Below are 23,013 nucleotides of genomic sequence, written 5' to 3'. Positions count from 1 at the left end.
GGGGGCTATGGAGTGCTACTTCTCCGCCTTGAGGCGCTCGAGCAGATCCTGCTGAACCTCGCGGCGGCGAATCTTGCCCAGCTGGTCCGTGGCCAGCTTCTCAAAGTGGTAGAAGGTGCGCGGCACCTTGTAGCGAGTCAGGCGCTCGCGGCAGTAGTCCTTGAGGCCTTCGGGGTCGAGCGCGGCGCCGTCGTTCAGCACGATGCAGGCCACGACGTCCTCCGAGCCGTCCGAACGCGGGCGGCCCACGACGGCGGCCTCCGCGACGTCCGGGTGGTCCAGCAGCGTTTCCTCAACCTCGCCCGGGTAGACGTTGAAACCACCGGTGATGATGATTTCCTTGATGCGGCTGACTAGGCGGATGAAGCCGTCCTCTTCCATCACGCCCATATCACCCGTGCGGAACCAGCCATTGTGGAATGCCTTCTTAGTGGCTTCCTCATCGCCGAAGTAACCCTTGAAAACCTGTGGGCCGCGGGCGAGAACTTCGCCCTCCTGGCCATCGGGCATGGTTTCATCCAGGTTGTCCGGGTTAGCGATGCGAATCTCCGTGTCCGGGAAAGGGATTCCCACGTAGCCGGGGCGGCGATCATCGCTCATGGGGTTACCCACGATGATCGGCGAACACTCCGTGAGGCCATAGCCTTCCACGAGCATGCCGCCGGTGTATTTCTCCCACTTCTCCACGGTGTTGACCGGCAGGGTGGACGCGCCGGAGAAGGCGGCGCGCACGCCGTCGAGGGAGACGTCGTTTTCTTCCGCCTTCGCCACGATGCGCTCGTACAAGGTCGGTACACCCGGCACCCACGTCGGGGTGTGCTTCTTCATGAGATCCATGATGAGCGGCATCTGTGGGCTGGGCAGTAGCACCAGCTCGCTGGCGATGAGTGGTGCCAAGGTGGCGTTCATGGTCAGGCCGTAGGCATGGAAGAAGGGGAGCGCTGCGAGCATGCGCTCGGGGGAATCACCCAGGCCCGGTACCCAGTGCTTGCCCATCAAGAGGTTGGAGAAGAGGTTACCGTGGGTCAGCTCCGCGCCCTTGGGGCTGCCGGTGGTGCCGGAGGTGTAGAGGATGATCGCGGTGGTGTCCTTGGTGACTTCCTCTGGGGTGATGACATCGGAACCATCGCCGCCAATCGCGTTGCCCACGAGGGATTCCCACGGCACCGTATTCGGGGCCGGGGCGGTGAGCTGATCGCGCTTGGACTTCAGCGGCGGAATGGGCAGGCGCAGGGCTAGGCGCTGCGGAGTCGGCATCGCGTTGATCATGTTGATGGAGACGACGGTCTCCAGGGAGGTCGTCGGGCGCAGCTTCTCCAAGGTGGAGGCCGTTTTATCCCACGCGATGGCGATGCGTGCGCCGTGGTTCTTAAACAGGCCCTCCAGCTCGTGGGCGGTGTAGAGCGGGTTGTGCAGCACCGCGATGGCGCCTAACTTGAGTACGGCCCAAAAAGCCGAGATGAACTGCGGGCAGTTGGGGGCGACGATGGCAACGCGGTCTCCCGGGCGCACGCCGAAGGCGCGGAGGCCGGCGGCTGCGCGGCGGACCTGCTTGTCCAGCTCGGCATAGGTCTGCGTGCGGCCGAAGAAGTAGGTTGCCGGCTTGTCGGGGTGGAGCGCGAGGTTGTTGTCGTAAACGTCGAGAAGCGTGGTGTCCCCGTACTCCAAGCTGTGCGGGGTCCACTCCGGGTAGTACTGGAGCCACGCCTTGGACTCGTATGCCGACATCGATTCACCTTTCGGTCGCGTAGGTTGAGGTACGGGCCAGTATAACGCGGCTCGTTTCGGGATACACTGGAAAATTATGCGCATCGCGATGATTTCCATGCACACCTCGCCCCTTGAACAGCCCGGTTCCGGGGACGCGGGCGGCATGAACGTCTATGTTCTCAACACTGCCCGCCAGCTCGCACGCCTCGGCGTAGAGGTCGATATTTTCACTCGCGCCACGCGCCCCAGTCAGGGGGAAGTGGTGGACGTCGAGGAACGCCTGCGCGTCATCAACATTGTGGCGGGGCCCTATGAAGGCCTCAGCAAAGAGGAACTGCCCACCCAGCTGGCCGCGTTCACGGGCGGCATCTTCAACTTCGCGCGCTGTTTTGAGGTGGAGTATGACGTCATCCACTCCCACTACTGGCTCTCCGGCCAGGTGGGCTGGCTGCTGCGTGACCTTTGGGACATCCCTCTCGTCCACACCGCGCATACGCTGGCCGCGGTGAAGAACGTGCACCGCACGCTCGATGACACCCCGGAAACCGAGGCGCGTCGCATCTGTGAACAGCAGCTGGTGGATAACGCCGACATCCTCGTGGTCAACACCGCCCAGGAAACCCGCGATTTGATCGAGCATTACGACGCCTCCCCGGAAAGGATCGTCGTGGTTTCCCCGGGTGCGGACACCGAGCTGTATACCCCGGGAACGGACCGCATGACGGAACGCGCGCGCCGCCAGCTGGGCATCCCGCTGCACACCAAGGTGGTGGCGTTCGTAGGCCGCCTGCAAAAGTTCAAGGGCCCCGAGGTTCTGATTCGCGCTACTGCGGAGCTGATGGAGCGCGATCCGGATCGCAGCTTGCGCGTCGTAATCTGTGGTGGGGCCTCCGGGGCGAATTCCTCGCCGGATGCCTACCACAACCTCGCCCGCGAGCTGGGGGTGGAGCGCGTCGTGCGCTTCCTGAGCCCGCGCCCACCCCAGGAGCTCGTGGCCATCTACCAGGCCGCGGACATCGTCGCGGTTCCCAGCTATAACGAGTCCTTCGGGCTGGTGGCCATGGAGGCGCAGGCCTCCGGAACGCCCGTGGTGGCAGCGGCCGTCGGCGGCTTGCCTATCGCCGTCGCGGATGGTGACACGGGCTTGCTCGTCCACTCCCATTCGGCGCAGGATTGGGCTGACGCGCTAGAGCAGTTGCTCGACGACGACCCCCGCCGCATCGCCATGGGCGAAGCCGCCGTCGATCACGCCCAGCAGTTCAGCTGGGCAGCGGCCGCCACCCAGCTGGAGAATATTTATGCCGATGCGATGAGTATCGAGATTCCGGACTGTCATGCGCGCCGGGCAATCGGATATTAAAACCACCTGACGCGCTGTCGAAAAACGTGGCATGCTGGTGTTTATGAGTAACGGAAAGCTGATTCTACTTCGACACGGACAGTCCGAATGGAACGAGTCCAACCAGTTCACCGGTTGGGTTGACGTCAACCTCACCGCCAAGGGCGAGGGCGAGGCCAAGCGTGGCGGCGAGCTGCTCAAGGAACAGGGCATCTTGCCGAATATCGTCTACACCTCCCTGCTGCGCCGTGCCATCCGCACCGCCAATATTGCGCTCAACGCTGCGGACCGCCACTGGATCCCGGTTGTGCGCGACTGGCGCCTTAACGAGCGCCACTACGGCGCCCTGCAGGGCCTTAATAAGGCAGAGACCAAGGACAAGTACGGCGAGGAGCAGTTCATGGCATGGCGTCGTTCTTACGGCACCCCGCCGCCTGAGCTGGAGGATGGCGCCGAGTACTCCCAGGCCGGTGACCCGCGCTACGCCAACCTGGACCAGGTTCCGCGCACCGAGTGCCTGAAGGACGTCGTCGAGCGCTTCGTTCCTTATTTTGAGGAAGAGATTCTGCCGCGCGCCAAGAAGGGCGAGACTGTTCTCATCGCCGCGCACGGCAACTCCCTGCGCGCACTGGTCAAGCACCTGGACCAGATCTCCGATGAGGAGATCGCCGGGCTCAATATTCCGACCGGTATCCCGCTGGTTTACGAGATCACCGAGGACGGTTCGGTTGTGAACCCAGGCGGCACTTACCTGGATCCGGAAGCTGCCGCTGCCGGCGCCGCTGCCGTGGCTGCCCAGGGCGGAAAGAAGTAACCGCCCAGGAAGCTGCGTGCTGCGCACGATCCCCAGGGAGCCTATACTCCTTGGGGATTCTTTGTAGGGGTGTGAATTATTGTGGAACTGGTACTCGCTTTCCTCGCCGGTGTGGTGGCCTGCGGCCTGGCCATACCGGTGATCACCCGGATCCGTGAACGGATGGAGCGCCGCCGCGTTCGTGATGCAGACGCTAACCATGTCACCAGTGTGAGCCAGGTTCTGCACCTCGCCGTGGGTGGTTCCCCATCTGGAATGACTGTGCTTTCGCGCACGAAGGAGGTCATCTTTTCTAACCCCGCTGCTCATGAAATGTCGATGGTGCATGACCGTGCGGTGAACCCCGACATTTGGAAGGTCGCGGAAGAGGTCTTTGAAGACAAAGAGACCCGCACACTGGACCTCGCCATCCCCAAACGGCGCACCGGTAACCGCGTGATTCAGGTGCGCGCAGTGGTCCAGCCACTGACGCTCAACGATGATCGCTTCGTCATCGTCTACGGCACCGACGAATCCGAATCGGTGCGCATGGAATCCGCTCGCCGCGACTTTGTGGCCAACGTTTCTCACGAGTTGAAGACCCCAGTGGGAGGCATCGCCCTGCTGGCCGAGGCACTCCTCCAGGACACCGGGGACCCCGAGCACGTCGAGTACTTCGGGAGCAAGGTGCAGAAGGAAGCGGCGCGCATGGCGGACATGGTCAGCGAGCTCATCTCCCTGTCCAAGCTGCAGGGTGCGGAGGCCCTCCCGGAGATGGAGCCGCTCGACCTCGATGAGGTCATTGATGAAGCCGTCACCCGCAACCAACTCGCTGCCGATTCCCACCACAACCAGCTCACCCGCGGCGAATCCGCAGGCGTCAAGGTGATGGGAGATAAGTCCCTCCTGGTGACGGCGATTTCCAACCTGATCTCGAACGCCATCCACTATTCGCCAGATGAACTACCGGTGTCGGTAACGCAGAAGGTGGTCGGCGACAAGGTCGTTCACATTCGCGTCACGGATCGCGGCATTGGCATCGCCCCAGAGGATCAAAAGCGCGTGTTTGAACGCTTCTTCCGCGTGGACAAGGCGCGCTCCCGGCAGACCGGCGGAACGGGCCTGGGCCTGGCCATTGTGAAGCACGTCGTGGCTAATCACGGCGGCAACATCAAGCTGTGGTCGCGTCCTGGCACCGGCTCGACGTTCACTATCGAGCTCCCTATATATGCGGAAGAAAAGCCAACAGATAATCTTATTCATCGGGATAATATAGAAGACGGAGCCGTCAGCTCTGCCGCCCCTGGTTTGCAGCGCGCCGTGGCGCGCGTAGCAGCTCGTCGAAAGGATAAAGCGCAATGACCACCATCCTCATCGTTGAAGATGAAGAGTCGCTGGCCGATCCCCTCGCCTTCCTCCTCCGAAAGGAGGGATTCGACGTACTCCTCGCCCCGGACGGGCCTAGTGCGCTAGAACAGTTCGCGGCGAATCACGTGGACATCGTCCTGTTGGACCTCATGCTGCCGGGAATGTCCGGAACTGACGTGTGCAAGCAGTTGCGTGCGACCTCCTCCGTGCCGGTGATCATGGTGACTGCGCGCGATTCTGAAATCGACAAGGTCGTGGGCCTCGAGCTTGGCGCTGATGACTACGTAACTAAGCCTTATTCCTCCCGCGAGCTCATTGCCCGCATCCGCGCGGTGCTGCGCCGCGGCCACGACGTCTCCTCTGACTACGCCGAGGAGGAGCCGGACGATCAGATTCTGGAAGGCGGTCGCGTGCGCATGGACGTCGAGCGCCACACCGTGCTTGTCGCCGGTGAACCGGTCTCCATGCCGCTCAAGGAATTCGACCTTCTCGAGTACTTGCTGCGCAACGCTGGGCGCGTGTTGACCCGCGGTCAGCTCATCGACCGCATCTGGGGCGCCGACTACGTGGGTGACACCAAGACTCTCGACGTTCATGTCAAGCGCCTGCGCTCCAAGATCGAAGCCGAGCCTTCCCACCCGCAGCAGCTCGTGACGGTGCGCGGCCTCGGCTACAAGTTCGAGGCTTAAGCGCGAGGATCCGCTGGGTGCCGCGGGAAGTCGACCCCGGAGCGCGCCCGGGCCGCGCAGTGTTTGGCCAGAATCTCGTAGCTCTCCTCGCCGAGTAGCGCGATGAGCTCGGTTTTCTGCGACTTCCACAGTGGCTCATCCGCGATGTGGCAGGAGGGATCCGCCGAGCAATACCAATCGAAGTCCTCGCCGCCGTTGCCCCACCCGCGACGGTCATATTCGCCGATGGTGGTGCGCAGGATTTCCTCCCCGTCGGGGCGCTCCTCGTAGTCTTCGTGCCGGCGAATGGGCAGCTGCCAGCATACTTCGGGCTTGACTACGGTAAGCTCCTCGCCCGCCTCGAGCGCCCACTGGTGGATAGCGCAGCCCGCGCCTGTGGGCCAGCCGGCGCGGTTGGCGAAGATGCAGGCGCCGTCGACAAGCGGCGTCTTTAGCGCCGGTTCCGGCTCGCCATCGTCGCCGTCGAGCTCATCCCACTCCAGCCAGGGTTCCAGCTCCTCAGGTTCTCCGTGTTGGAGGAACTCATCTACCCCCTCTGGGCGGTGCTGCCAGAAGCGGGCGGGCATGCGGGAGACGGCGTCGTGAAGCTGCTCCCGATCCGTCTCATCAGCCATGTAGGCGCCGTGAACGCAACAGCCGACGTCGGGTTGTTGCTTATCGATGCCGTGGCACCTCTCCGTTCCAAACTGGCAGGCATAGTGTGATTCGAGCCAGGTCAGGTCGATAGAGAAGACATGGAGTGGATCGTTCGGATCCGTAAATTCAAACCACTCTCTGGGGAAGTCGGGGGCCTTTTCGCGGCCGGCCAAGATGGATGCTGCCGCGGGGGAGGAGGCAGGAAAACCCAGGTAAACTTCATTCGATTTCGGGCGATTCACACCTACCCACGGTAGACCTACTACTCTGGAGGCGTGCGATTAGGTGTATTAGACGTCGGAAGTAATACCGTCCACCTTGTTGCGGTCGACGCCGCAACTGGTGGGCGGCCTTCGCCGATGAGCGATTGGAAGACCCCGCTGCGTCTGGTGGAACAGCTAGACAAGGACGGCAACATCCACGAGAAGGGTATGAAGAAGCTCATCTCCGCGGTGGGTGAGGCCGCTGAGCTGGGTCAGAAGCTGGGCTGTGATGAGTTCATCGCTTTTGCTACCTCCGCCGTGCGCTCAGCCACGAACTCGGCTGAGGTCCTTGACGAAGTGGAAAAGCAAACCGGCGTGCGCCTAGAGATCCTGTCGGGCGAGGAGGAAGCGCGCTTGACCTTCCTGGCAGCGCGTCGCTGGTACGGCTGGTCCGCTGGCCGCATTACCAACCTGGATATTGGTGGTGGCTCGCTGGAGTTATCCACGGGTACCGACGAGCATCCGGAGATGGCCTTCTCCCTCGACCTGGGAGCGGGCCGCCTGACCCACAACTGGTTTGATACTGACCCGCCGGAGAAATCCAAGGTGAACCTGTTGCGGGATTACATTGACGCAGAGCTTGTCGGCGTGGCCGATAAAATGCGCGCGCTGGGCCCCGCTGGTTTGGCCGTGGGAACCTCGAAAACATTCCGCACGCTGGCCCGTTTGACCGGTGCTGCGCCCTCGTCTGCGGGTCCCTACGTCAAGCGCACCCTCACTGCACCGGGTCTGCGCCAGCTGATTTCCTTCATCTCTCGTATGACTGCAGCTGACAGGGCAGACCTTGAGGGTGTAAGTTCTACCCGATCGCATCAGATCGTCGCCGGCGCTCTTGTGGCCGAGGCGAGCATGCGTGCCCTGGGAATCGAAAAGTTGGAGATCTGCCCCTGGGCTCTCCGAGAAGGTGTCATTTTGCGCCGTACCGATAAGGGACTGGAATAGGAAAGAAACGTGGCTGACAAGAAACAGTTGACAGTTGCGGAGCTGCTGGCCCGTAACGCGAAGAACCGACCCGGCGAGGAGAAGACCCCGCGCCGCCGTCGTCGCAGCCTTGATGAAGGCGGCATCTCGGTTGCGGAGCTGACCGGCAATCTCGAAAAGGTAAAGGCAACCCCGGCTGAGGCGAAGCACTCGAACGTCTCCATCGACGAAACGGCCCCGGTCATTCCTGCACCGAAGAAGGAGCAGAAGGAACAGCCTAAGCAGGAGACTCCTCAGCAGGAGGAATCCAAGAAGAAGGCTGAAAAGCCTCAGGCTGCCGCTGTCCCAGTAGAGAAGCCAGCTGAGCCGGAGACCAAGCGCTCCCAGCCCTCCGATGAGGACACGCGCGTTATCCAAAAGGTCAAGGACGAGCCTAAGAAGACGGCTGAGGCAAAGAAGACTGAGGCTAAGGCCGAGCCGAAGGTCGAAGAAAAAACCGACGATAAGGTCGAAACAAAGGTCGCTGACAAGACCGCACCACAGGCTGCGGTAGCAACCGAGGATGACACCTTCACCACTGGGGAGCTCGAGGCAGTCGATCAGGACCGTGAAGAGTACGACGAAGACTACGACGACGAGGAGGAGGGCAAGCTCAACCCCTTCGCCGTCGTCCTGCTCGCCCTCGTGGGTATCGTGCTCGGTGCAATCGTATTCAAGGGCTTTGAAATTCTCTGGGACCGCTTCGACCGCCTAGTCGTCGTCGTGCTCGGCGTCGTCGTCACTGGCGTCATCGTCGGAATCGTCCACGCACTGCGCACCAGCCGCGATGGTTTGTCGATGTTCCTCGCAGCCGTTGCCGGCCTCGTGCTTACCTTCGGCCCGCTGCTCGTTGTGATGTAAGAACCAGCTCCACAGGGCACCTTCTCATAAGGCATCTGTCAGAAGGCGGTTTCAGAGCAGAAAACGCCTTCTGACAGATGCCTTTTGCATGCGTGAGGTCAGCGTGTGGACGACGCTGGTTCCTGGTGGCCGCATTCCAGCCTTTCTGGCACCCTGGGATGCATGACAAAAATTGCAGTACTTGGTGGAGGACAAATCGGCGAAGCCCTAGTTTCCGGGCTGGTGAACGCAGGCTACGAGGCCGCGGACATTGTGGTGACCAACCGCCGCTCCGAGCGCGGTGAGGAGCTGAAGAACGCTTACGGCGTAAGTGTTACCAGCGATAACGCCGCGGCGATCGACGGTGCCGACTATATCTTTGCGTGTGTGAAGCCCTATGCCATCGTCGAGCTTCTAGAGGGCCTTGACATCCCCAAGACAGCGGTGGTTACCTCCATGGCGGCTGGTCTGACCCTCGACACCCTGGAGAAGGCCGCAGGCGAGGGCGTCCCCGTCGTCCGCGTCATGCCGAACACTCCCATGCTGGTGGGCAAGGGCATGTGCACCTGTGCGGGTGGTTCCCACGTCACGAAGGAGCAGCTCCACGGCGTGGTCACACTGCTGGAGGCCGTCGGTGAGGTTGCCGTCATCGAAGAAAAGCACATTGATGCCGCTACCGCCCTGGCGGGCTCTGCGCCTGCCTACTACTTCCTGGTTACCGAAGCGCTCATTGATGCTGGCGTGCAACTCGGCCTCACCCGCGACGTTGCCGAGAAGCTGGCCACCCGCACTGCACAGGGCGCGGGTGAAATGTTGGCTGAATCCGGTAAGGATCCGGTCGCTTTGCGCGCAGGGGTAACCTCCCCGGGGGGAACCACTGCCGCTGCCCTTCGCGAGCTTGAGGAGTCCGGACTTCGAGGAGCCTTTTTCCGCGCCGCTGAGGCATGTTCCCAGCGTGCGCAGGAACTTGCCTAGAATTCTCCACCGCCCTGGGAGCGATGTGACACCTGTTGTCATTCGGGCTTGATGGGGAACAACGGTGCGAAAGAGGAAAAAATTAGAACTTGGGTCGCATTAGTCACAGGTTTCACGCTAAGCTGGCAGGAGCGCGTGCGTGATAGTCCTGTGGGAGGGGAAGCCTACAGCGCGTCACGTGCTGAAGGGTTAAATAAACTATGACGAATGAAGATAAGGGAGCTTTCCTGACCATCGCCGAAGTTGCGGAGATTATGCGTGTCTCCAAGATGACGGTGTACAGGTTGGTTCATGCAGGTGACATGCCGGCAGTGCGCGTGGGACGCTCGTTCCGCGTTCACGAATCCGCCGTCAAGGAATACCTTGAGGCGTCCGTGTACGGAGCCTAGCGCACACCTCTCTCTGGCAGCGCCCACCACTGCGGACCCTTGCGGTCCACGGCGGTGGGCGCTGCCGTTAGTTTTGGTGCTGGGCAGGCCACTAGGTAAGATGGTGAACATTCGTTTCGGCACTGGTATGCCTGTGTCTCCCCGTTTCGCGGGGCCGCCTCGAGTGCACCGTGGGTGGTTTTATTCCAGGCGTTGCCGGCCGGGTTACGTACGTACTGATACCGAAAGTGAGGAAACCTGCTATGGGTTCTGTCATCAAGAAGCGCCGCAAGCGCATGTCCAAGAAGAAGCACCGCAAGATGCTGCGCCGCACCCGCGTTCAGCGCCGTAAGCTGGGCAAGTAAAGCTTCGCCTGCAACTCCCCGCATGGTCCTTTTTGGGATCGTGGCGGGGAGTTTCTGTTATCTTTTCTCCTTCCCGTCATTTCAGATGACCGCGCCGTCGTTTCAGACGACGAAGCTGCTTAGAACGGAATGTCTTCCTGCGGGGAGGTCGGGGTGCGGGGGTCCTCGGCAGAGGCTTGTGCTTTCTCAGCTTCCTGCTGGGCGTGCTCGCGGGTAGCCGAAATCTTTTGGGCTACCGTCTGTGCCCAACGCTTGCTCTTCTTAGCCAGCGGACCGGTCGGCTCCGTCATGGCCCACGTTCCGTCCTCGTAGAGCCACACGATGTCCCCAGTATGTGGATCCATGATGTAGTGCGCGCGCCCATCAGTCTTCATGTTGTGATGGTGCTGGCACAGACTGGCCAAGTTGCGCGGATGTGTGGCACCGCCATCGGCGTAGTTAATGCGATGGTCCATTTGGCACAGGTACGCCGGCCGGTTGCATCCTGGAGCGCGGCAGGTGCCGTCCCGGCCCTCCACGTATGCGCGGATGAGCTCCGAACAAACGTAGCTGGCTGACTCCGGCGGCGGCGAGGAAAGGTTGCGCGTGCGTGTTGCGGGAATGTCTTGTGATGTCCAACCATGCCCTTGGACGAAGGTGGGGGCGTTGTCAATGTCGGTGGCCTGGTAGGTGTGCAGAATGACGGTCACGGGCGGAGAGATACTGCCGGCGATGAGCTTTTTCAGGGCATCAGCCTGTGAAAGGTCGTTTTCCTTTGCTGCCTGCTTGATGTAGCCATCCAGAATCATGCCCGTGGCGCTATCGGTATTGAGCTCGAGGATGCCGCGTGCGCCAGTATCGGTAAAAGTATATGAGTCCTTCTTCGGGGAATCGCGGAAGGAAAAAGACTTGTTGATGCTCTTGCAGATATCGCGCACCTTTCGCCCAATCTGCGCTGGGGTGGGAAAGACCTGGTTCGGGGAGGTAGGGGTGAAGAAGGTGACAAGAGCGTCGTCGATAAGCGCGAGTGTTTCCGCAGGCAGCGCGCCCAGCTTGGTCAAGGTGCGGTCGATGGTGATGAGCGCTTTCATATCGAGCAGGAACTGGCTGTCTTGTAGGGCCTTGACCTGCGGTAGCTCCGTGAGGCGGTGCACGGCTAGGCAGCATTCACTAACGGTGTAGTCCCCGACGCCAAGCTTGGCGACGAGCCTCTGGCACGCGATATCGAAATCCTCATCGAGGTCTGGCATGGCAGTTACCCACGAGCGGTAGTCTGCGCGGCGAGCGGCGCTGCGCTCCACGGCGAGGGCGCAGTCAGGGTTCATATGGGAAAAGTAGGCGGTTTGGGTGGCGGTGTTCACGGTATCCCCCGGGTTTGATGTGTCGATATTATGTTCTAAATGCACTATAAAACATGCCCCTGACATCTATTCTGACCTGGTATTATGGGGATATCTGGATGAAGGTTATAGAGCATGTATTTGCTGCTAAAACCGCGTGGGGAGTGTCATCCTTCTCACCCCACAGAGTTCATCGCGTACGTAAAATGGCGAACTATGTTGCCTCGACTCCTCACACTTAACAGCCTGGTTATTTCGCAGACCAAGTCCTTCATGCAGGATGAATTCCTGATCGCCGATGACGACGGCGTGCCCGTCGGGACGATTCTGCAGTCGACGAGCCTGAAGGATATGTTCTTCAACGCCTCCCGCAGCCTCCAAGTTGCCTTCACGGATGAGCAAGGAAACCCGCAACAGCCGCTCATGGTGATCAAGGATCCGCCCAACTTCGTGCGGGATACCTATGAGGTGTATCTGCCGGGCGTCGAGAAGCCCATGGCGATCGTGACCAAGCAATTTGCCATGTTTAAGACGCGCCTGAGCTTGGAGATGGAGGGCTTCCCGGAGATCGAGATTGAAGGCGATGTCTGGGATTGGAATATCACGATTACCAGCCAGGGCCAGCCGCTGGCAGAGGTGCGCAACGAGTGGGGAGGCGTGGGCAGATTCCTAACCGGGAAGAACACCTACCGCCTCAGCATCGCGCCCGGGCTCGACCCGCAACAGCATGCGGGGCTGATTGGTGCGGTCATGTGCATGGACATGCTGCGCACCAAGGCTCAAAGTAGCGACTAGCGGCGCACGAAGCGCCAGCTGCCATAGGAGAAGAGCGCGGTGGCGAGTGCTGGGAGGCCGTAGGTGCGCACGGCCTTGCGTACCGAGCGGTAGTCGCGGATGAGCCAGCCTTTTTCCTCAGCGATATCGCGCAACGTGGAATCCGGATTAATGGCCACTGGGGTCCCCACCATGGAAAGCATCGGGACATCGTTGGCGCTGTCGGAGTAGGCGGTACAGCGCTCAAGATCGAGGTTCTCCAATGTGGCGAGCGCCGCCACGGCGTGCTTCTTACCCGGCCCGTGGAGGATATCGCCCACGAGGCGGCCGGTGAAGCGGCCGTCTTTGACCTCCGCCACGGTGCCGAGCGCGCCGGTGAAACCGAAACGCTGCGCCAGAATCTGCGCCAGCTGCACGGGGGTGGCCGTGACCAGCCATACCTGCTGGCCAGCATCGAGGTGCATTTGCGCCAGCTGCTTCGTGCCCGGGTAGGCCTTGCGGGCCATGGATTGGTCCACGATGCTCTCGCACAAGGCCACCATCTCCTCCACTGAGCGGCCCTTGACAAACTCGAGCGCTTGCACGCGCCCCGCGGCCACGTCAGCGGCGTTCTCCGAACCGGAGATGCGGAACTTGAGCTGCTTCCAGGCGATGGACAGGATCTCTGAGAGCTTGAAGTAGCGACGCCGCGCGAGGCCCAAGGCAAAAGACACGAGCGAGGACCCTTGGACCAAGGTGTTGTCCACGTCGAAGAAGGCGGCAGCGCCGGCGTCCTGGGGGATGTCCGGGTCGGGCTCGGTTATGGAGCGTGACCCCGCCGATTCGAAGGACCCCTGGACGGAATCGATGCCGGAGGAGAAGGCGTCCAGATCGATGCCAAAGAGGTGCTCTACGGCGGCGGCTGCCGACGCCTCACCGGCCGCGCGCTGGTGCTCTTCGCCGAGTGGGGCGAAAGCCTGCTGCTCCAGGAAATTGCGCAAGTTTCCCCTGCTTGCGGTCCAATTGGCAAGGAACTCGCGGGGAGAATCGGGCATACCAGGCGGGAGCGGGAGGGGCACGCGTTCAGCTTTCATAGGGTGGGCGGACTAACGTGTCCATAGTAAACCGCGAAACGTTCTACGTCCTACCGAGGAGAGCTTTATGTCCCACGTCGTCGAGCTGATGGTGCGTACCACGTGCGGCTCCTGCGCGCGCGTTCTGGAGCAGATTACCCCGGTGGTCCGTCGCTCTGGGGCGGAGCTTAAGGTACGCAACGTCGATGAGGATGCGGAGCTGGCCATGGAATATGGTGATCGCGTTCCTGTTGTGGTTATTGATGGAGAGGAATTCTCCTGCTGGGAAGTGGACAATGAAGAGCTAGCACAGGCGTTGGCAGACTAGCTTTCTGTGGGCGCTTCCGTGAGTTTCGGAAACGAGATGAAAACTAGTAGTCTTTTGGATGATCTATGTCATCCAAAGGGATGATGCAAAACTGGAGGGTTGTGCATGAGTGTGCTCGTCGTGGGCATGTCGCATCAGTCGGCGCCGGTGGCGCTGCTGGAAAAGCTGAGCATGGACGAGACCGTGCAGAATGACACGTGCCGGGCCATGGTGTCGGCGGGCTCGTTGAGCGAGGCGATGATTATCTCCACCTGCAACCGCCTCGAGGTCTACACCGTCACCAACTCTTTCCACACTGGAGTTCAGGATGTCGTGCGCAACCTCGCTGACGTCTCCGGGGTGGAGGAGGAGAAGCTGCGCTCCTATCTCTATGTGCGCTATGCCGACGCCGCCGCCGAGCACCTCATGATGGTGGCCTCCGGCTTGGACTCGATGGTGGTGGGTGAGCAGCAAATCATCGGCCAGGTGCGCACCGCCTACCAGTTTGCTTCGGAGCAAGGAACCGTCGGCCCGCGCATCCACGCGCTGGCACAGTTCGCGCTGCGCACCGGCAAGCGGGTGCATTCCGAAACCGAGATCGATGAGGCGGGCTCCTCCATGGTCTCCTTTGCTTTTGATCAGGCGCTAAGCCGCATGGGCAGGGAAGATCTCGCGGGCAAGCGCGTGCTCATCTTGGGCGCAGGAGCGATGGCTTCGCTGGCGGCAACGCACGCAGGACGCCTGGGGGCGCAGCTGATTATCGCGAACCGCACCATTGCCCGTGCGGAGCGCGTGGCGCAGCATGCTCACGAGGCGGGCGTGTACGCGGACGTTATCGACTTCTCGGAGCGCGCCCAGGCCCTGCGGGATGTGGATGTGGCAATTTCCGCCACGGGAGCCCAAGGCTTCACTATTACGGCGGCCGACGTCGAGCGCTATCACGTGGCCGACCGCGAACTGATGCTCGTGGATCTCTCCCTGCCACGCGATATCGATGACGCCGTGGCAGAGGTCGAGGGAGTCGACCTGGTCAACATCGAGAGGTTGAGCAACTCTCTGCAAGCAGCCGACACCGACCTGGCAGCCGGCACCAGCCCGCACGCGCAGGCGCGGCGCATCGTTAGCGAAGAACTGGAAGCCTATGCTTCCGAACAGCGCGTCCGCGACGTCGTCCCGGCGGTATCAGCACTGCGCAAGCGGGCAGCAAACCTGGTCCAGTGCGAGGTGGCGCGGATGGAGCAGAAGCACCCCGAGCTGGACGAGCGCCAGATGGGAGATATCAATCGCGCGCTCAAGCGCGTTGCGGATAAGCTGCTCCACGAGCCTACGGTCCGCGCGAAGCAACTCGCGGCCAACTCTGGAACCGTGAGCCATGAGACCGCGCTCCAGGAACTCTTTGGACTCCATTTGGAGGGCAGCGGCGTAGCGGTAGACATGGCAGAACTGCCGGATGCCGCGCAGATGGAAGCCGCGGAAAGCACTAAGGAAGAAAAGGACGCATAGATGTTGAAGATCGGTACCCGAGGATCCCTCCTAGCCACGACTCAGTCGGGCCACGTGCAAGAGTGGCTGCAAGAGGAAGGCTATGAGGCCGAGCTGCACATCGTTACCACGCAGGGTGACGTCAACATGGCTCCTGTCGAGCGCATCGGCGTGGGTGTGTTTACGCAGGCCCTGCGTGAGGCCGTCGACCGCGGCGAGTGCGAGATCGCAGTGCACTCTTTTAAGGACCTGCCCACGGCTGCCGATGACCGTTTCGACCTCGTGGTGCCGCAGCGCCAGGACGTCCGTGAGGCGCTCATTGCCCGCGATGGTCTGACCCTCAAGGAGCTGCCGGAGGGCGCACGCGTGGGTACCTCCGCGCCGCGCCGCATCAGTCAGCTGCGGGCGATGCGCCCGGACCTGGACATCCGTCCGCTGCGCGGCAACATCGATACCCGCATGGGCAAGGTCACCAGCGGCGAGCTTGACGCCGTCCTCCTGGCCTACGCCGGCCTCGTGCGCGCGGGTTACGCGGATCGCGCCACCGAGGTCTTCGATTCGGAGGTCTTCATGCCTGCTCCTGCGCAGGGCGCGCTGGCCATCGAGGCTGTCAAGGGAACTGAGGCAGCGAAGGCCATTGCTCTGCTTGCCGACGCCCCCGCCACCGCCGCCACCCGCGCCGAGCGCACCGTACTTTCCCAACTGGAGGCCGGTTGCACCGCGCCGGTCGCCGCCACTTCCCACTGGGAGGGCGAGCAGCTGGTCGTTCGTGGCGGTGTCTTCGCCCTCGACGGCTCCCGCCAGCTCATCGCTCAGGCTCAAGGAGCAGCGGACGAGGCTGAAGAATTGGGGCGCGCGGTCTCCAAGGAGCTCTTCGCGCAGGGAGCCGCAGACGTACTGGCAGCGGAGTAATCGCACGTAATTTTTGCTTTGGGGCCTTTTCCTTTAGTGTGTATCTAGCACACGATCATTGAGAGCAATGATTTAGGCCCCCTTAACTCGCGAGTGAGGGGCTTTCTTGTCTCCATTTCCCGCGCCTGCCACAGCGGTGGCGCCGGGGCACTCGGAATCCACAAACTAGAAAAGAACCTTATGAGCAATGCCGTTCCGGATACCCAGCCTGAGCTGGGTAAGTCTGATCTGGGCAAAGTCGTCTTCGTCGGTGCCGGACCAGGTAATCCCGACCTGCTGACCGTCCGCGCCCGCGAGGTTCTGGAGACGACCGCCAACGTTGTCACCGACGCCGCTGTGTCACAGGGAGTGCGCGACATGGTAGCGCAGCAGGTGCCGGTTCCGCAGGAGCTTCTCGACGCCGCCGAGGAAGAGTACGAGCGCATCTGCGCCGCCGCCAAGGAAGCGGGCGCGCGCCGCAAGCCGCCGCGCCCGGCACCGCCGACGGCGGCGGTCTTTGAGGAGGTCGAGGGGGACGTCGTCAAGCAACTGCGTGACGCGCTCGAGCGCGCCGAGGGCCACGACGTGATCCGTCTGGTTACCGGTAACCCGCTCAACCGTGAGTCCATCAAGGCGGAGATCACCGCCGTAGCCGCCGCAGGCATGGAATTCCAGGTGGTCCCGGGCATGTCTCTGCCTTCGACGGTCCCCTCCTTCGCGGGCATTGCTCTCGGTGCGACCTATACCGAGGCCGACATCACGGAAGGCGCGGACTGGGATGCGCTGGCCACCGCGACGCAGCCGCTGGTTTTGCAGGCTACGGCAGATGACCTGCCGGTTATTTCCGCCGAGCTGGTGGAGCGCGGGATGCCCGCGGAGACGGAAGCATACGTCACCGTTCACGGCACCACGCGCCTGCAGCGCACCCACGAGACCACGCTGGGCACACTCGGCAAGCTCGATGCTGAGCTGCCGGGCGAACTCGTGGTGACGCTGGGCCGCAGCTTTGATGATCGCTCGAAGTATTCCTGGTGGGAGAACCGTTCGCTCTATGGTTGGCGCGTGCTGGTGCCGCGCACGAAGGAGCAAGCCGCGGCGATGAGCGCTCGCTTGGCCGGCCACGGCGCCATCCCGCAGTCGGTGCCCACCATCTCCGTGGAGCCGCCGCGCAACCCGGCGCAAATGGATCGCGCCATCAAGGGCATTGTCGAAGGCCGCTACAAGTGGGTCGTGTTCACTTCCGTGAATGCGGTGAGCGCGGTGTGGAAGAAGATCGCGGAGCTCGGCCTCGATGCCCGCGACTTCGCCGGCGTGCACCTCGCTGCGGTGGGGCAGAAGACCGCCGATGCGATTCGCGCCAAGGGTATGGTCCCGGAGCTTCTGCCACCGGCAACGAAGCAGAACGCCGAGGGGCTCGTTGAAGTGTTCCCCACCTACGTTGAAGACATCGACGCCGTGGGGCGTGTACTGCTGCCGCGCGCCGATATCGCCGGCGAGGCGCTGGTGACTGGCCTGCTGGACTTGGGTTGGGAGGTCGATGATGTCGTGGCCTACCGCACGGTGCGCGCGGCCCCGCCGGCCGCGGAGATCCGCGACATGATCAAGACCGGCGGCTTCGACGCCGTTGCCTTTACCTCGCCGTCGACGGTGCGCAACCTCGTCGGCATTGCGGGCAAGCCGCATGCTCGCACCATTATCGCCTGCATCGGCCCCTCCACCAAGGCCGCGGCCGAGGAGGTGGGCCTGCGCGTGGACGTGGTCCCAGAGGTCGCGGACGTGCCGATGCTTGTCGACGCCCTCGCTGACCACGTCGCGGCCCTGCGTGCTGCCGGCAACCTTCCTGCTCCGCGCAAGAAGCGCCGCTCGCGCAAGAAGACGGCGTAGGCCGCTTCGGGGCGGGCAGGTAAGGGGCGACTAGAGTCGAGAAGGTAGTTCAATTTTCTCGTAGCTCAAAGGAGAGTTTTTACTCATGAGCATTGCTCGCCGCCCCCGCCGCCTACGTCAGAACCCGGCTTTTCGGGATTTGGTTGCGGAAACGTCGCTGCGCCCCTCCGACCTCATCCTCCCGATGTTCGTGGTCGACGGTCTGAATGAACCCCGTGATATCCCCTCCATGCCGGGCGTGCAGCAGCACAGCCTGGATTCTCTCAAGCGTGCCGCGCACGAGGCCCTCGATGCGGGCGTGACTTGCGTTGATCTCTTCGGCGTGCCGCGCGAAGAGGATAAGGACGCGACCGGCTCCGTGGCTTGGGACCCGCAGGGCATCCTCAACGTGGCGATTGCGGAGTTGCGCCAGGAATTCGGCGATGACCTCATCGTCATGGCGGATACCTGCCTCGATGAATTCACCTCCCACGGCCACTGCGGCGTGGTCGATGACCAAGGCCGCGTGCTCAACGATGAAACCGTGGAGCTCTACCAGGACATGGCCCGCTCCCAGGCCCGCGCTGGTGCGCACATGGTCAGCCCCTCCGGCATGATGGACGGACAGATTGCCGCCATCCGCGAGGCGCTCGACGAGGCCGGCCACGAGGATGTGGCGATCATGGCCTACTCGGCCAAGTATGCCTCGGCCTTCTTCGGCCCCTTCCGCGATGCCGTGGGGTCCTCCCTGGAGGGGGACCGCCGTACCTACCAGCAGGACCCGCGCAACTTCCGCGAGTCCATGCTGGAAGTGGACCTGGACATCGAGGAAGGCGCGGACATCGTCATGGTTAAGCCTGGCCTGCCGTACCTCGATGTGCTGGCCGGTGCTGTCGAGCGCTCCTCCGTTCCGGTGGCTGTTTACCAGGTCTCCGGCGAGTACGCGATGATTCAGGCCGCCTCCCAGAACGGGTGGATCGATGGCGAGGCCGTTATGCTGGAGTCCTTGACCGCGTTCAAGCGCGCGGGCGCGGATCAGATCCTGACCTACTTCGCCACGGACGCCGCCCGCTTACTCAAGTAAAAGGAGAATCGTGACGTTCAGCCCGAACACTACGCCGTCGGCACAAAAGCCGGCGAAGCAGGATACGGAGCCGGATAAGGAGCAGGCCAAGCGCACCGAAGCCGTCTCTCTCATGCTCAAGGTGTGGACCGTTGCTTTGGTACTCGAGGTGGTGCACCTGGTCTTGAGTATCGTACTGACCTTGCTGAATAGGGAGGAGCTCTTTGCCCAGGCCCGCACTACGGCGGAGTCCGCAGCGGAGAAGTCCGGGCAGGACGTCAGCGATGCCTTCGTGCAGATCGTGGGCTATGGCTCGGTGGCCCTCAGTTCGCTGATTTCACTCGCCATCGTGGTGCTGTTGGGCATCATGCTGGGCTTTATCCACAAGAACTCCAAGGCAGCCGGTACTGGCCGGCGCCTGTGGTTCGCCTTTTCCCTCTACTTTGCTCTCCGCGTGCTCATCGTCTTCATCAGCAGCCCCGCCGGGGCGAACGTGCCGGACTGGCTCTTCCTACTCGATGGTGCCGTGCAGATCCTCGTCGGCGTGGCGGCCGTGATGGGCTTGATGTTCTCCACCAAGGAAGAGGTACTTGAGTACACCGGCGAGATGGAGCAGCTGCGCCAGATGCGCAAGGAGATGGAGGAGCAGCGCCGCCAGGAAAACCTGGAGGAGCGCGAGAAGAAGAACAAGGACAATAAAGAAAAGGACAGGGAGAAAGAAGACAACAAGGACGGCAAGCGATGAGTGAGCGCCCCGGCCCCGCGGACTATAACCGCCGCCCACGCCGCCCTAAGAAGCAGGGCGAGCAAGACTTTTCCACCTGGCCCTCGCAGCTGCGCATTGCCTACTGGGTCTGCGTGATTGCCGCAATTGTCATGCTCACCGCCGGAATGGTGGGGATCTTTGGTTCCTATACATCGGTGGCGAACACTCAGCTCAGCCCGGAGCAGGTGGACTATATCCGCTTCAACACGCGTTTTGCGGCCATCTCCAACGTGGTGGGTGCCGTCATCATCGCGGCCTGCTCCGCACAGCTAGCAAGCGGTTCGATATGGGCGCGCCGCATTATCACCGCGGTGTCTGCCTACACCATGTTTGTCAGCATTGCGGCGCTGATTGCGGGCGTGGGCGGGCTGCTCTTGTTGCTTATCCCGATGGCGCTCATGGTGGCCATCTACTTCCTCTTTCACCCGGATTCGACGGCGTTCATCAAGGCCCGTCGGGCACAAAATTCCTGATTGGCGCCCACTCCAACTTTTGATTCATAATGGACGGTATGTCTCGTCTGTCTGATGCGCCGCTGATTGCTGCCGCTACTGGTCATACGCCCTCCCGTCCGCCCGTCTGGTTCATGCGCCAGGCGGGGCGTTCTTTGCCGGAATACCGCAAGGTCCGTGAGGGAATCAGCATGCTGGATTCCTGCTTCATGCCGGAGCTGCTAGCGGAGATTACCCTGCAGCCGGTGCGCCGCCACGACGTCGACGCGGCCATCTTGTTCAGCGATATCGTCGTCCCGCTCAAGGCCGCGGGCGTCGGCGTGGAAATCGTCCCCGGGCGCGGCCCAGTCATGGATGCGCCCGTGCGCAGCAAGGAGGACGTGGCTAATTTGCCGGTTCTCGACGTCGACGTGCCCGAGGTACGCCAGGGCATCGAGATCATCCTGAACGAGCTCACCGACAAGCAGGCTCTCATCGGCTTTGTCGGCGCGCCTTTCACTTTGGCCAGCTATCTCATTGAGGGCGGCCCCTCCAAGAATCATGAGCGCACTAAGGCCCTGATGCATTCCGAGCCGGACACCTGGCACCACCTCATGGAGCGCCTGACCCCGACGATCATCTCCTTCCTTGAGCTTCAGCTGGATGCCGGTATCGACGCCATGCAGCTCTTCGATTCCTGGGCAGGCTACCTCAACGAGCGTGACTACCGCGAGTTTGTGCTGCCCTATTCAACGCAGATCCTTAAAGCCGCGGAGGGCCGCGTGCCGCGCATCCACTTTGGCGTGGGTACTGGCGAGCTGCTCGGCGCGATGTCGGAGGCCGGTTCTGAGGTCATGGGCGTGGACTACCGCGTGAGCATGGATGCCGCGGCGGCCCGCGTCAACGCCGATATCCTGCAGGGCAACCTGGATCCTGCCCTGCTTTTTGCTGGCGACGATGCCGTGCGCCAAGCCGTGCGTACCATCAAGTCTGAAGTCAACTCCGCACGCGCTCGCGGCGACGTGAAGGGACACATCTGGAACCTCGGCCACGGGGTTCTGCCGACTACCGACGCCGACGCCATCACCCGCGCCGTCGCCATCATCCACGAGGAGGGCTAAATGAAAATCGCGATCATCGGTGCTGGACTGGCGGGACTCACCGCGGCATGGGAGCTCAAGCAGAACACTGAGGGCTCCCATGAGGTTTATGTTTTCGAGGCGGCCGGCCGCATCGGCGGCAAGCTGCACACCGTGCCGTTTAATGGCGGGCCAACAGACATGGGCGCGGAGGCCTTCATCCGCCGCCGCCAAGATGCCGTGGATTTCTTCGCGGAGCTGGGCCTGGAGGATTCCTTCGTGGAACCCAACGCCGATCTGCGACCGCGCGTGTACACCGGCGGCGAGCTGCACTTCCTGCCGCAGGGTGGTGTCATGGGCATTCCGTCCCAGCCGCAGGACTTCTTCTCCGCTGCCACAAATGAGCGCATCACCAACGAGAAGCCCTTCGAGTGGGAAGTCGGCGGGGATGTCTCCGTCGGAAAGCTCGTGCGCCAGCAGTACGGCGATGACGTGGTGGATCACGTGGTGTCCGCGCTGCTCGGTGGCGTTTACTCCTGTACTGCCGACGACCTAGGCCTGCGCGCCACGGTTCCGCACCTAGCGGCCACGCTGGACTCACTGGCGAAGGAAGGCCCCGTCACGCTGTCGGCAGCAATCAAGCAGATTGAGTCCGGCCGCAGCCCGGCCGAAGGCTCCGTCTTTGGCACCTTCAAGGGCGGCTATGCCGAGCTCTACGAGGCCCTGGCGGAGAAGTCCGGCGCGCAGATTCACCTGGACACCTTTGTCTCCGGAGTGACGCGCAAGGGCGATGCCTTTGAGGTCAAGGGCGCGCCGGGGGATATCGGCCTCTTCGACCGCGTGCTCTTTGCCACCCCGGCACCTACGACCGCGCGCCTGCTCAAGGCCGTTGCCCCTGAGGCTGCCCAGGAACTGTCCACCGTCCAGCTGGCTTCCTCGGTGGTCGTCGGCTTCAACTTCGCCTCCGCCATGGATCCGGAGGGCAACTCCCTTCCGGAGGCCACCGGCATCCTCGTCGCCTCGGACGAGCCCGGCGTGCGCGCCAAGGCCTTCACGCTCTCCTCTAACAAGTGGCCGCACTTGGGCGAGCGCGAGGGCTTCCTCGTGCGCGCCTCCTTCGGCCGCTTCGGCGATGACGCCCTCGTGCGTGCGGAGGAGGATGACCTAGTGGACTACGCCCTCGATGATCTGCAGAAGATCACCGGCTTCGATGGCCGCGCCGCAGGCGTGGAAGAGATCTACACGCAGCGCTGGTTCGGCGGCATCCCCCGCTACGACGAGAAGCACCTGGCCACCGTTGCTGCTGTGCGTGCCGCGCTTGCCGACGTCCCCGGTATCGCCACCGCCGGCGCCTGGGCCGATGGCGTCGGGGTGCCCGCTGTTATTGCCGGTGCACGCGCTGCCGCGCAGGCACTCGTCAGCTAGCTAGTAGTGGTATCTGCACCCAGCAATCTCGATGGTCGCATCCTTCATGCGATAGATCAGTCGGTGCTCTTCGGTAATTCGCCGAGACCAGAACCCGGACAACTCGAATTTGAGAGATTCGGGTTTTCCTATTCCATCGTTGCCGTTTCGCGCAATGTCCTTAATGAGGTTATTGATTCTCTTGAGGATCTTCTTGTCGTGAGACTGCCACCAGAGGTAGTCCTCCCATGCTTCCTCTGTCCACGAAAGAGCCAT

At 62.3% G+C, this 23,013-nt stretch carries 24 protein-coding genes; 19 read left to right on the top strand and 5 right to left on the bottom strand.

All coding sequences use genetic code 11. The features are described from left to right. Positions 1–15: 15 nt before the first annotated feature. On the bottom strand, positions 16–1,728 hold the full coding sequence (locus RDN59_RS01065) for a long-chain-fatty-acid--CoA ligase (protein WP_308606183.1): 1,713 nt from the start codon (positions 1,726–1,728) through the stop codon (positions 16–18). A gap of 76 nt (positions 1,729–1,804) precedes the next feature. On the opposite strand from RDN59_RS01065, the gene mshA reads away from it, so the two are divergent. From mshA to RDN59_RS01045, 4 genes are all read left to right on the top strand, one after another. Beyond that, a complete protein-coding gene (gene mshA / locus RDN59_RS01060; RefSeq protein WP_308606182.1) occupies positions 1,805–3,070 on the top strand; it encodes a D-inositol-3-phosphate glycosyltransferase in 1,266 nt (421 codons plus the stop codon). A gap of 43 nt (positions 3,071–3,113) precedes the next feature. Continuing rightward, a complete protein-coding gene (locus tag RDN59_RS01055) occupies positions 3,114–3,863 on the top strand; it encodes a phosphoglyceromutase (RefSeq protein WP_070516535.1) in 750 nt (249 codons plus the stop codon). An 81-nt stretch (positions 3,864–3,944) separates the two neighbouring features. Beyond that, a complete protein-coding gene (locus RDN59_RS01050; protein ID WP_308606181.1) occupies positions 3,945–5,204 on the top strand; it encodes an ATP-binding protein in 1,260 nt (419 codons plus the stop codon). Beyond that, positions 5,201–5,899, top strand: coding sequence for a response regulator transcription factor (locus tag RDN59_RS01045; RefSeq protein ID WP_046647816.1), 699 nt, complete (start codon positions 5,201–5,203; stop codon positions 5,897–5,899). The genes RDN59_RS01050 and RDN59_RS01045 overlap by 4 nt, the downstream gene beginning before the upstream one ends. On the opposite strand, the gene RDN59_RS01040 is transcribed toward RDN59_RS01045, so the two are convergent. After that, positions 5,896–6,777 carry a hypothetical protein gene (locus RDN59_RS01040; RefSeq protein WP_308606180.1) on the bottom strand — a complete coding sequence of 294 codons (882 nt, stop codon included), beginning with the start codon at positions 6,775–6,777 and terminating at the stop codon, positions 5,896–5,898. The genes RDN59_RS01045 and RDN59_RS01040 overlap by 4 nt on opposite strands. A gap of 33 nt (positions 6,778–6,810) precedes the next feature. Between RDN59_RS01040 and RDN59_RS01035 the strand changes: the two genes are divergently transcribed. The 5 genes from RDN59_RS01035 to RDN59_RS01015 all read left to right on the top strand — a co-directional run bounded on the left by RDN59_RS01035 (position 6,811) and on the right by RDN59_RS01015 (position 10,306). Next, on the top strand, positions 6,811–7,740 hold the full coding sequence (locus tag RDN59_RS01035; protein WP_083295563.1) for a Ppx/GppA phosphatase family protein: 930 nt from the start codon (positions 6,811–6,813) through the stop codon (positions 7,738–7,740). Positions 7,741–7,749: 9 nt separating this feature from the next. Beyond that, complete coding sequence (locus RDN59_RS01030; RefSeq protein ID WP_308606178.1) at positions 7,750–8,619, top strand: hypothetical protein; 870 nt, start codon at positions 7,750–7,752, stop codon at positions 8,617–8,619. 162 nt (positions 8,620–8,781) lie between these two features. Further along, the gene (gene proC / locus RDN59_RS01025; RefSeq protein WP_308606177.1) at positions 8,782–9,573 is read left to right on the top strand and encodes a pyrroline-5-carboxylate reductase; all 792 of its coding nucleotides are present in this window, start codon (positions 8,782–8,784) and stop codon (positions 9,571–9,573) included. Positions 9,574–9,773: 200 nt separating this feature from the next. Then, positions 9,774–9,962 (top strand): helix-turn-helix domain-containing protein, encoded by a 189-nt coding sequence (locus RDN59_RS01020; RefSeq protein WP_308606176.1) that lies wholly within the window; start codon positions 9,774–9,776, stop codon positions 9,960–9,962. A gap of 242 nt (positions 9,963–10,204) precedes the next feature. Further along, complete coding sequence (locus tag RDN59_RS01015) at positions 10,205–10,306, top strand: 30S ribosomal protein bS22 (protein WP_003855542.1); 102 nt, start codon at positions 10,205–10,207, stop codon at positions 10,304–10,306. Between the two features lie 119 nt (positions 10,307–10,425). Here RDN59_RS01015 and RDN59_RS01010 read toward each other — a convergent pair whose 3' ends face one another. Beyond that, positions 10,426–11,691, bottom strand: a complete 1,266-nt coding sequence (locus tag RDN59_RS01010) for an HNH endonuclease signature motif containing protein (RefSeq protein WP_308606175.1) — start codon at positions 11,689–11,691, stop codon at positions 10,426–10,428. A gap of 150 nt (positions 11,692–11,841) precedes the next feature. Between RDN59_RS01010 and RDN59_RS01005 the strand changes: the two genes are divergently transcribed. Beyond that, positions 11,842–12,420, top strand: a complete 579-nt coding sequence (locus RDN59_RS01005; RefSeq protein WP_308606174.1) for an LURP-one-related family protein — start codon at positions 11,842–11,844, stop codon at positions 12,418–12,420. Here the strand turns inward: RDN59_RS01005 and RDN59_RS01000 are convergent. Next, the gene (locus RDN59_RS01000) at positions 12,417–13,433 is read right to left on the bottom strand and encodes an HAD-IB family hydrolase (protein ID WP_308606190.1); all 1,017 of its coding nucleotides are present in this window, start codon (positions 13,431–13,433) and stop codon (positions 12,417–12,419) included. The genes RDN59_RS01005 and RDN59_RS01000 overlap by 4 nt on opposite strands. A 106-nt stretch (positions 13,434–13,539) precedes the next feature. Between RDN59_RS01000 and RDN59_RS00995 the strand changes: the two genes are divergently transcribed. The 9 genes from RDN59_RS00995 to RDN59_RS00955 all read left to right on the top strand — a co-directional run bounded on the left by RDN59_RS00995 (position 13,540) and on the right by RDN59_RS00955 (position 22,758). Continuing rightward, positions 13,540–13,779 carry a glutaredoxin family protein gene (locus tag RDN59_RS00995; RefSeq protein ID WP_308606173.1) on the top strand — a complete coding sequence of 80 codons (240 nt, stop codon included), beginning with the start codon at positions 13,540–13,542 and terminating at the stop codon, positions 13,777–13,779. A 105-nt stretch (positions 13,780–13,884) separates the two neighbouring features. Beyond that, the gene (locus RDN59_RS00990) at positions 13,885–15,261 is read left to right on the top strand and encodes a glutamyl-tRNA reductase (protein ID WP_308606172.1); all 1,377 of its coding nucleotides are present in this window, start codon (positions 13,885–13,887) and stop codon (positions 15,259–15,261) included. Next, entirely contained in the window at positions 15,262–16,152 is an 891-nt protein-coding gene (gene hemC / locus RDN59_RS00985) for a hydroxymethylbilane synthase (protein ID WP_308606171.1), read from the top strand. 180 nt (positions 16,153–16,332) lie between these two features. Further along, a complete protein-coding gene (locus tag RDN59_RS00980) occupies positions 16,333–18,015 on the top strand; it encodes a uroporphyrinogen-III synthase (protein ID WP_308606170.1) in 1,683 nt (560 codons plus the stop codon). An 85-nt stretch (positions 18,016–18,100) separates the two neighbouring features. Beyond that, on the top strand, positions 18,101–19,078 hold the full coding sequence (gene hemB / locus RDN59_RS00975) for a porphobilinogen synthase (RefSeq protein ID WP_049154862.1): 978 nt from the start codon (positions 18,101–18,103) through the stop codon (positions 19,076–19,078). 10 nt (positions 19,079–19,088) lie between these two features. Further along, the gene (locus tag RDN59_RS00970; RefSeq protein WP_308606169.1) at positions 19,089–19,802 is read left to right on the top strand and encodes a hypothetical protein; all 714 of its coding nucleotides are present in this window, start codon (positions 19,089–19,091) and stop codon (positions 19,800–19,802) included. Next, positions 19,799–20,296 (top strand): tellurium resistance protein TerC, encoded by a 498-nt coding sequence (locus RDN59_RS00965; RefSeq protein WP_308606168.1) that lies wholly within the window; start codon positions 19,799–19,801, stop codon positions 20,294–20,296. Before RDN59_RS00970 ends, RDN59_RS00965 begins: the two co-directional genes overlap by 4 nt. A gap of 38 nt (positions 20,297–20,334) precedes the next feature. Further along, complete coding sequence (gene hemE / locus RDN59_RS00960) at positions 20,335–21,375, top strand: uroporphyrinogen decarboxylase (RefSeq protein WP_308606167.1); 1,041 nt, start codon at positions 20,335–20,337, stop codon at positions 21,373–21,375. Beyond that, the gene (locus RDN59_RS00955; RefSeq protein ID WP_308606166.1) at positions 21,376–22,758 is read left to right on the top strand and encodes a protoporphyrinogen oxidase; all 1,383 of its coding nucleotides are present in this window, start codon (positions 21,376–21,378) and stop codon (positions 22,756–22,758) included. Here the strand turns inward: RDN59_RS00955 and RDN59_RS00950 are convergent, their stop codons facing one another. Then, positions 22,759–23,013 carry a Txe/YoeB family addiction module toxin gene (locus RDN59_RS00950; RefSeq protein ID WP_308606164.1) on the bottom strand — a complete coding sequence of 85 codons (255 nt, stop codon included), beginning with the start codon at positions 23,011–23,013 and terminating at the stop codon, positions 22,759–22,761.

The sequence above is a fragment of the uncultured Corynebacterium sp. genome (assembly GCF_902489365.1).
Lineage (GTDB): Bacteria > Actinomycetota > Actinomycetes > Mycobacteriales > Mycobacteriaceae > Corynebacterium.
The sequence above is the reverse complement of the archived record's forward strand: the minus strand, read 5'-3'. Positions and strand labels throughout refer to the sequence as shown.

What these genes read in the sequence shown, in the direction of transcription:
- RDN59_RS01055 (WP_070516535.1), top strand. Translation starts at nt 3,114, where the DNA reads ATGAGTAACGGAAAGCTGATTCTACTTCGACACGGACAGTCCGAATGG.
- hemB (WP_049154862.1), top strand. Translation starts at nt 18,101, where the DNA reads ATGAGCATTGCTCGCCGCCCCCGCCGCCTACGTCAGAACCCGGCTTTT.
- RDN59_RS01065 (WP_308606183.1), bottom strand. Translation starts at nt 1,728, where the DNA reads ATGTCGGCATACGAGTCCAAGGCGTGGCTCCAGTACTACCCGGAGTGG.
- RDN59_RS00990 (WP_308606172.1), top strand. Translation starts at nt 13,885, where the DNA reads ATGAGTGTGCTCGTCGTGGGCATGTCGCATCAGTCGGCGCCGGTGGCG.
- RDN59_RS01000 (WP_308606190.1), bottom strand. Translation starts at nt 13,433, where the DNA reads ATGCCCGATTCTCCCCGCGAGTTCCTTGCCAATTGGACCGCAAGCAGG.
- RDN59_RS01005 (WP_308606174.1), top strand. Translation starts at nt 11,842, where the DNA reads ATGTTGCCTCGACTCCTCACACTTAACAGCCTGGTTATTTCGCAGACC.
- RDN59_RS01045 (WP_046647816.1), top strand. Translation starts at nt 5,201, where the DNA reads ATGACCACCATCCTCATCGTTGAAGATGAAGAGTCGCTGGCCGATCCC.
- hemE (WP_308606167.1), top strand. Translation starts at nt 20,335, where the DNA reads ATGTCTCGTCTGTCTGATGCGCCGCTGATTGCTGCCGCTACTGGTCAT.
- RDN59_RS00950 (WP_308606164.1), bottom strand. Translation starts at nt 23,013, where the DNA reads ATGGCTCTTTCGTGGACAGAGGAAGCATGGGAGGACTACCTCTGGTGG.
- RDN59_RS01015 (WP_003855542.1), top strand. Translation starts at nt 10,205, where the DNA reads ATGGGTTCTGTCATCAAGAAGCGCCGCAAGCGCATGTCCAAGAAGAAG.
- RDN59_RS01020 (WP_308606176.1), top strand. Translation starts at nt 9,774, where the DNA reads ATGACGAATGAAGATAAGGGAGCTTTCCTGACCATCGCCGAAGTTGCG.
- mshA (WP_308606182.1), top strand. Translation starts at nt 1,805, where the DNA reads ATGCGCATCGCGATGATTTCCATGCACACCTCGCCCCTTGAACAGCCC.
- proC (WP_308606177.1), top strand. Translation starts at nt 8,782, where the DNA reads ATGACAAAAATTGCAGTACTTGGTGGAGGACAAATCGGCGAAGCCCTA.
- hemC (WP_308606171.1), top strand. Translation starts at nt 15,262, where the DNA reads ATGTTGAAGATCGGTACCCGAGGATCCCTCCTAGCCACGACTCAGTCG.
- RDN59_RS00965 (WP_308606168.1), top strand. Translation starts at nt 19,799, where the DNA reads ATGAGTGAGCGCCCCGGCCCCGCGGACTATAACCGCCGCCCACGCCGC.
- RDN59_RS00980 (WP_308606170.1), top strand. Translation starts at nt 16,333, where the DNA reads ATGAGCAATGCCGTTCCGGATACCCAGCCTGAGCTGGGTAAGTCTGAT.
- RDN59_RS00995 (WP_308606173.1), top strand. Translation starts at nt 13,540, where the DNA reads ATGTCCCACGTCGTCGAGCTGATGGTGCGTACCACGTGCGGCTCCTGC.
- RDN59_RS00955 (WP_308606166.1), top strand. Translation starts at nt 21,376, where the DNA reads ATGAAAATCGCGATCATCGGTGCTGGACTGGCGGGACTCACCGCGGCA.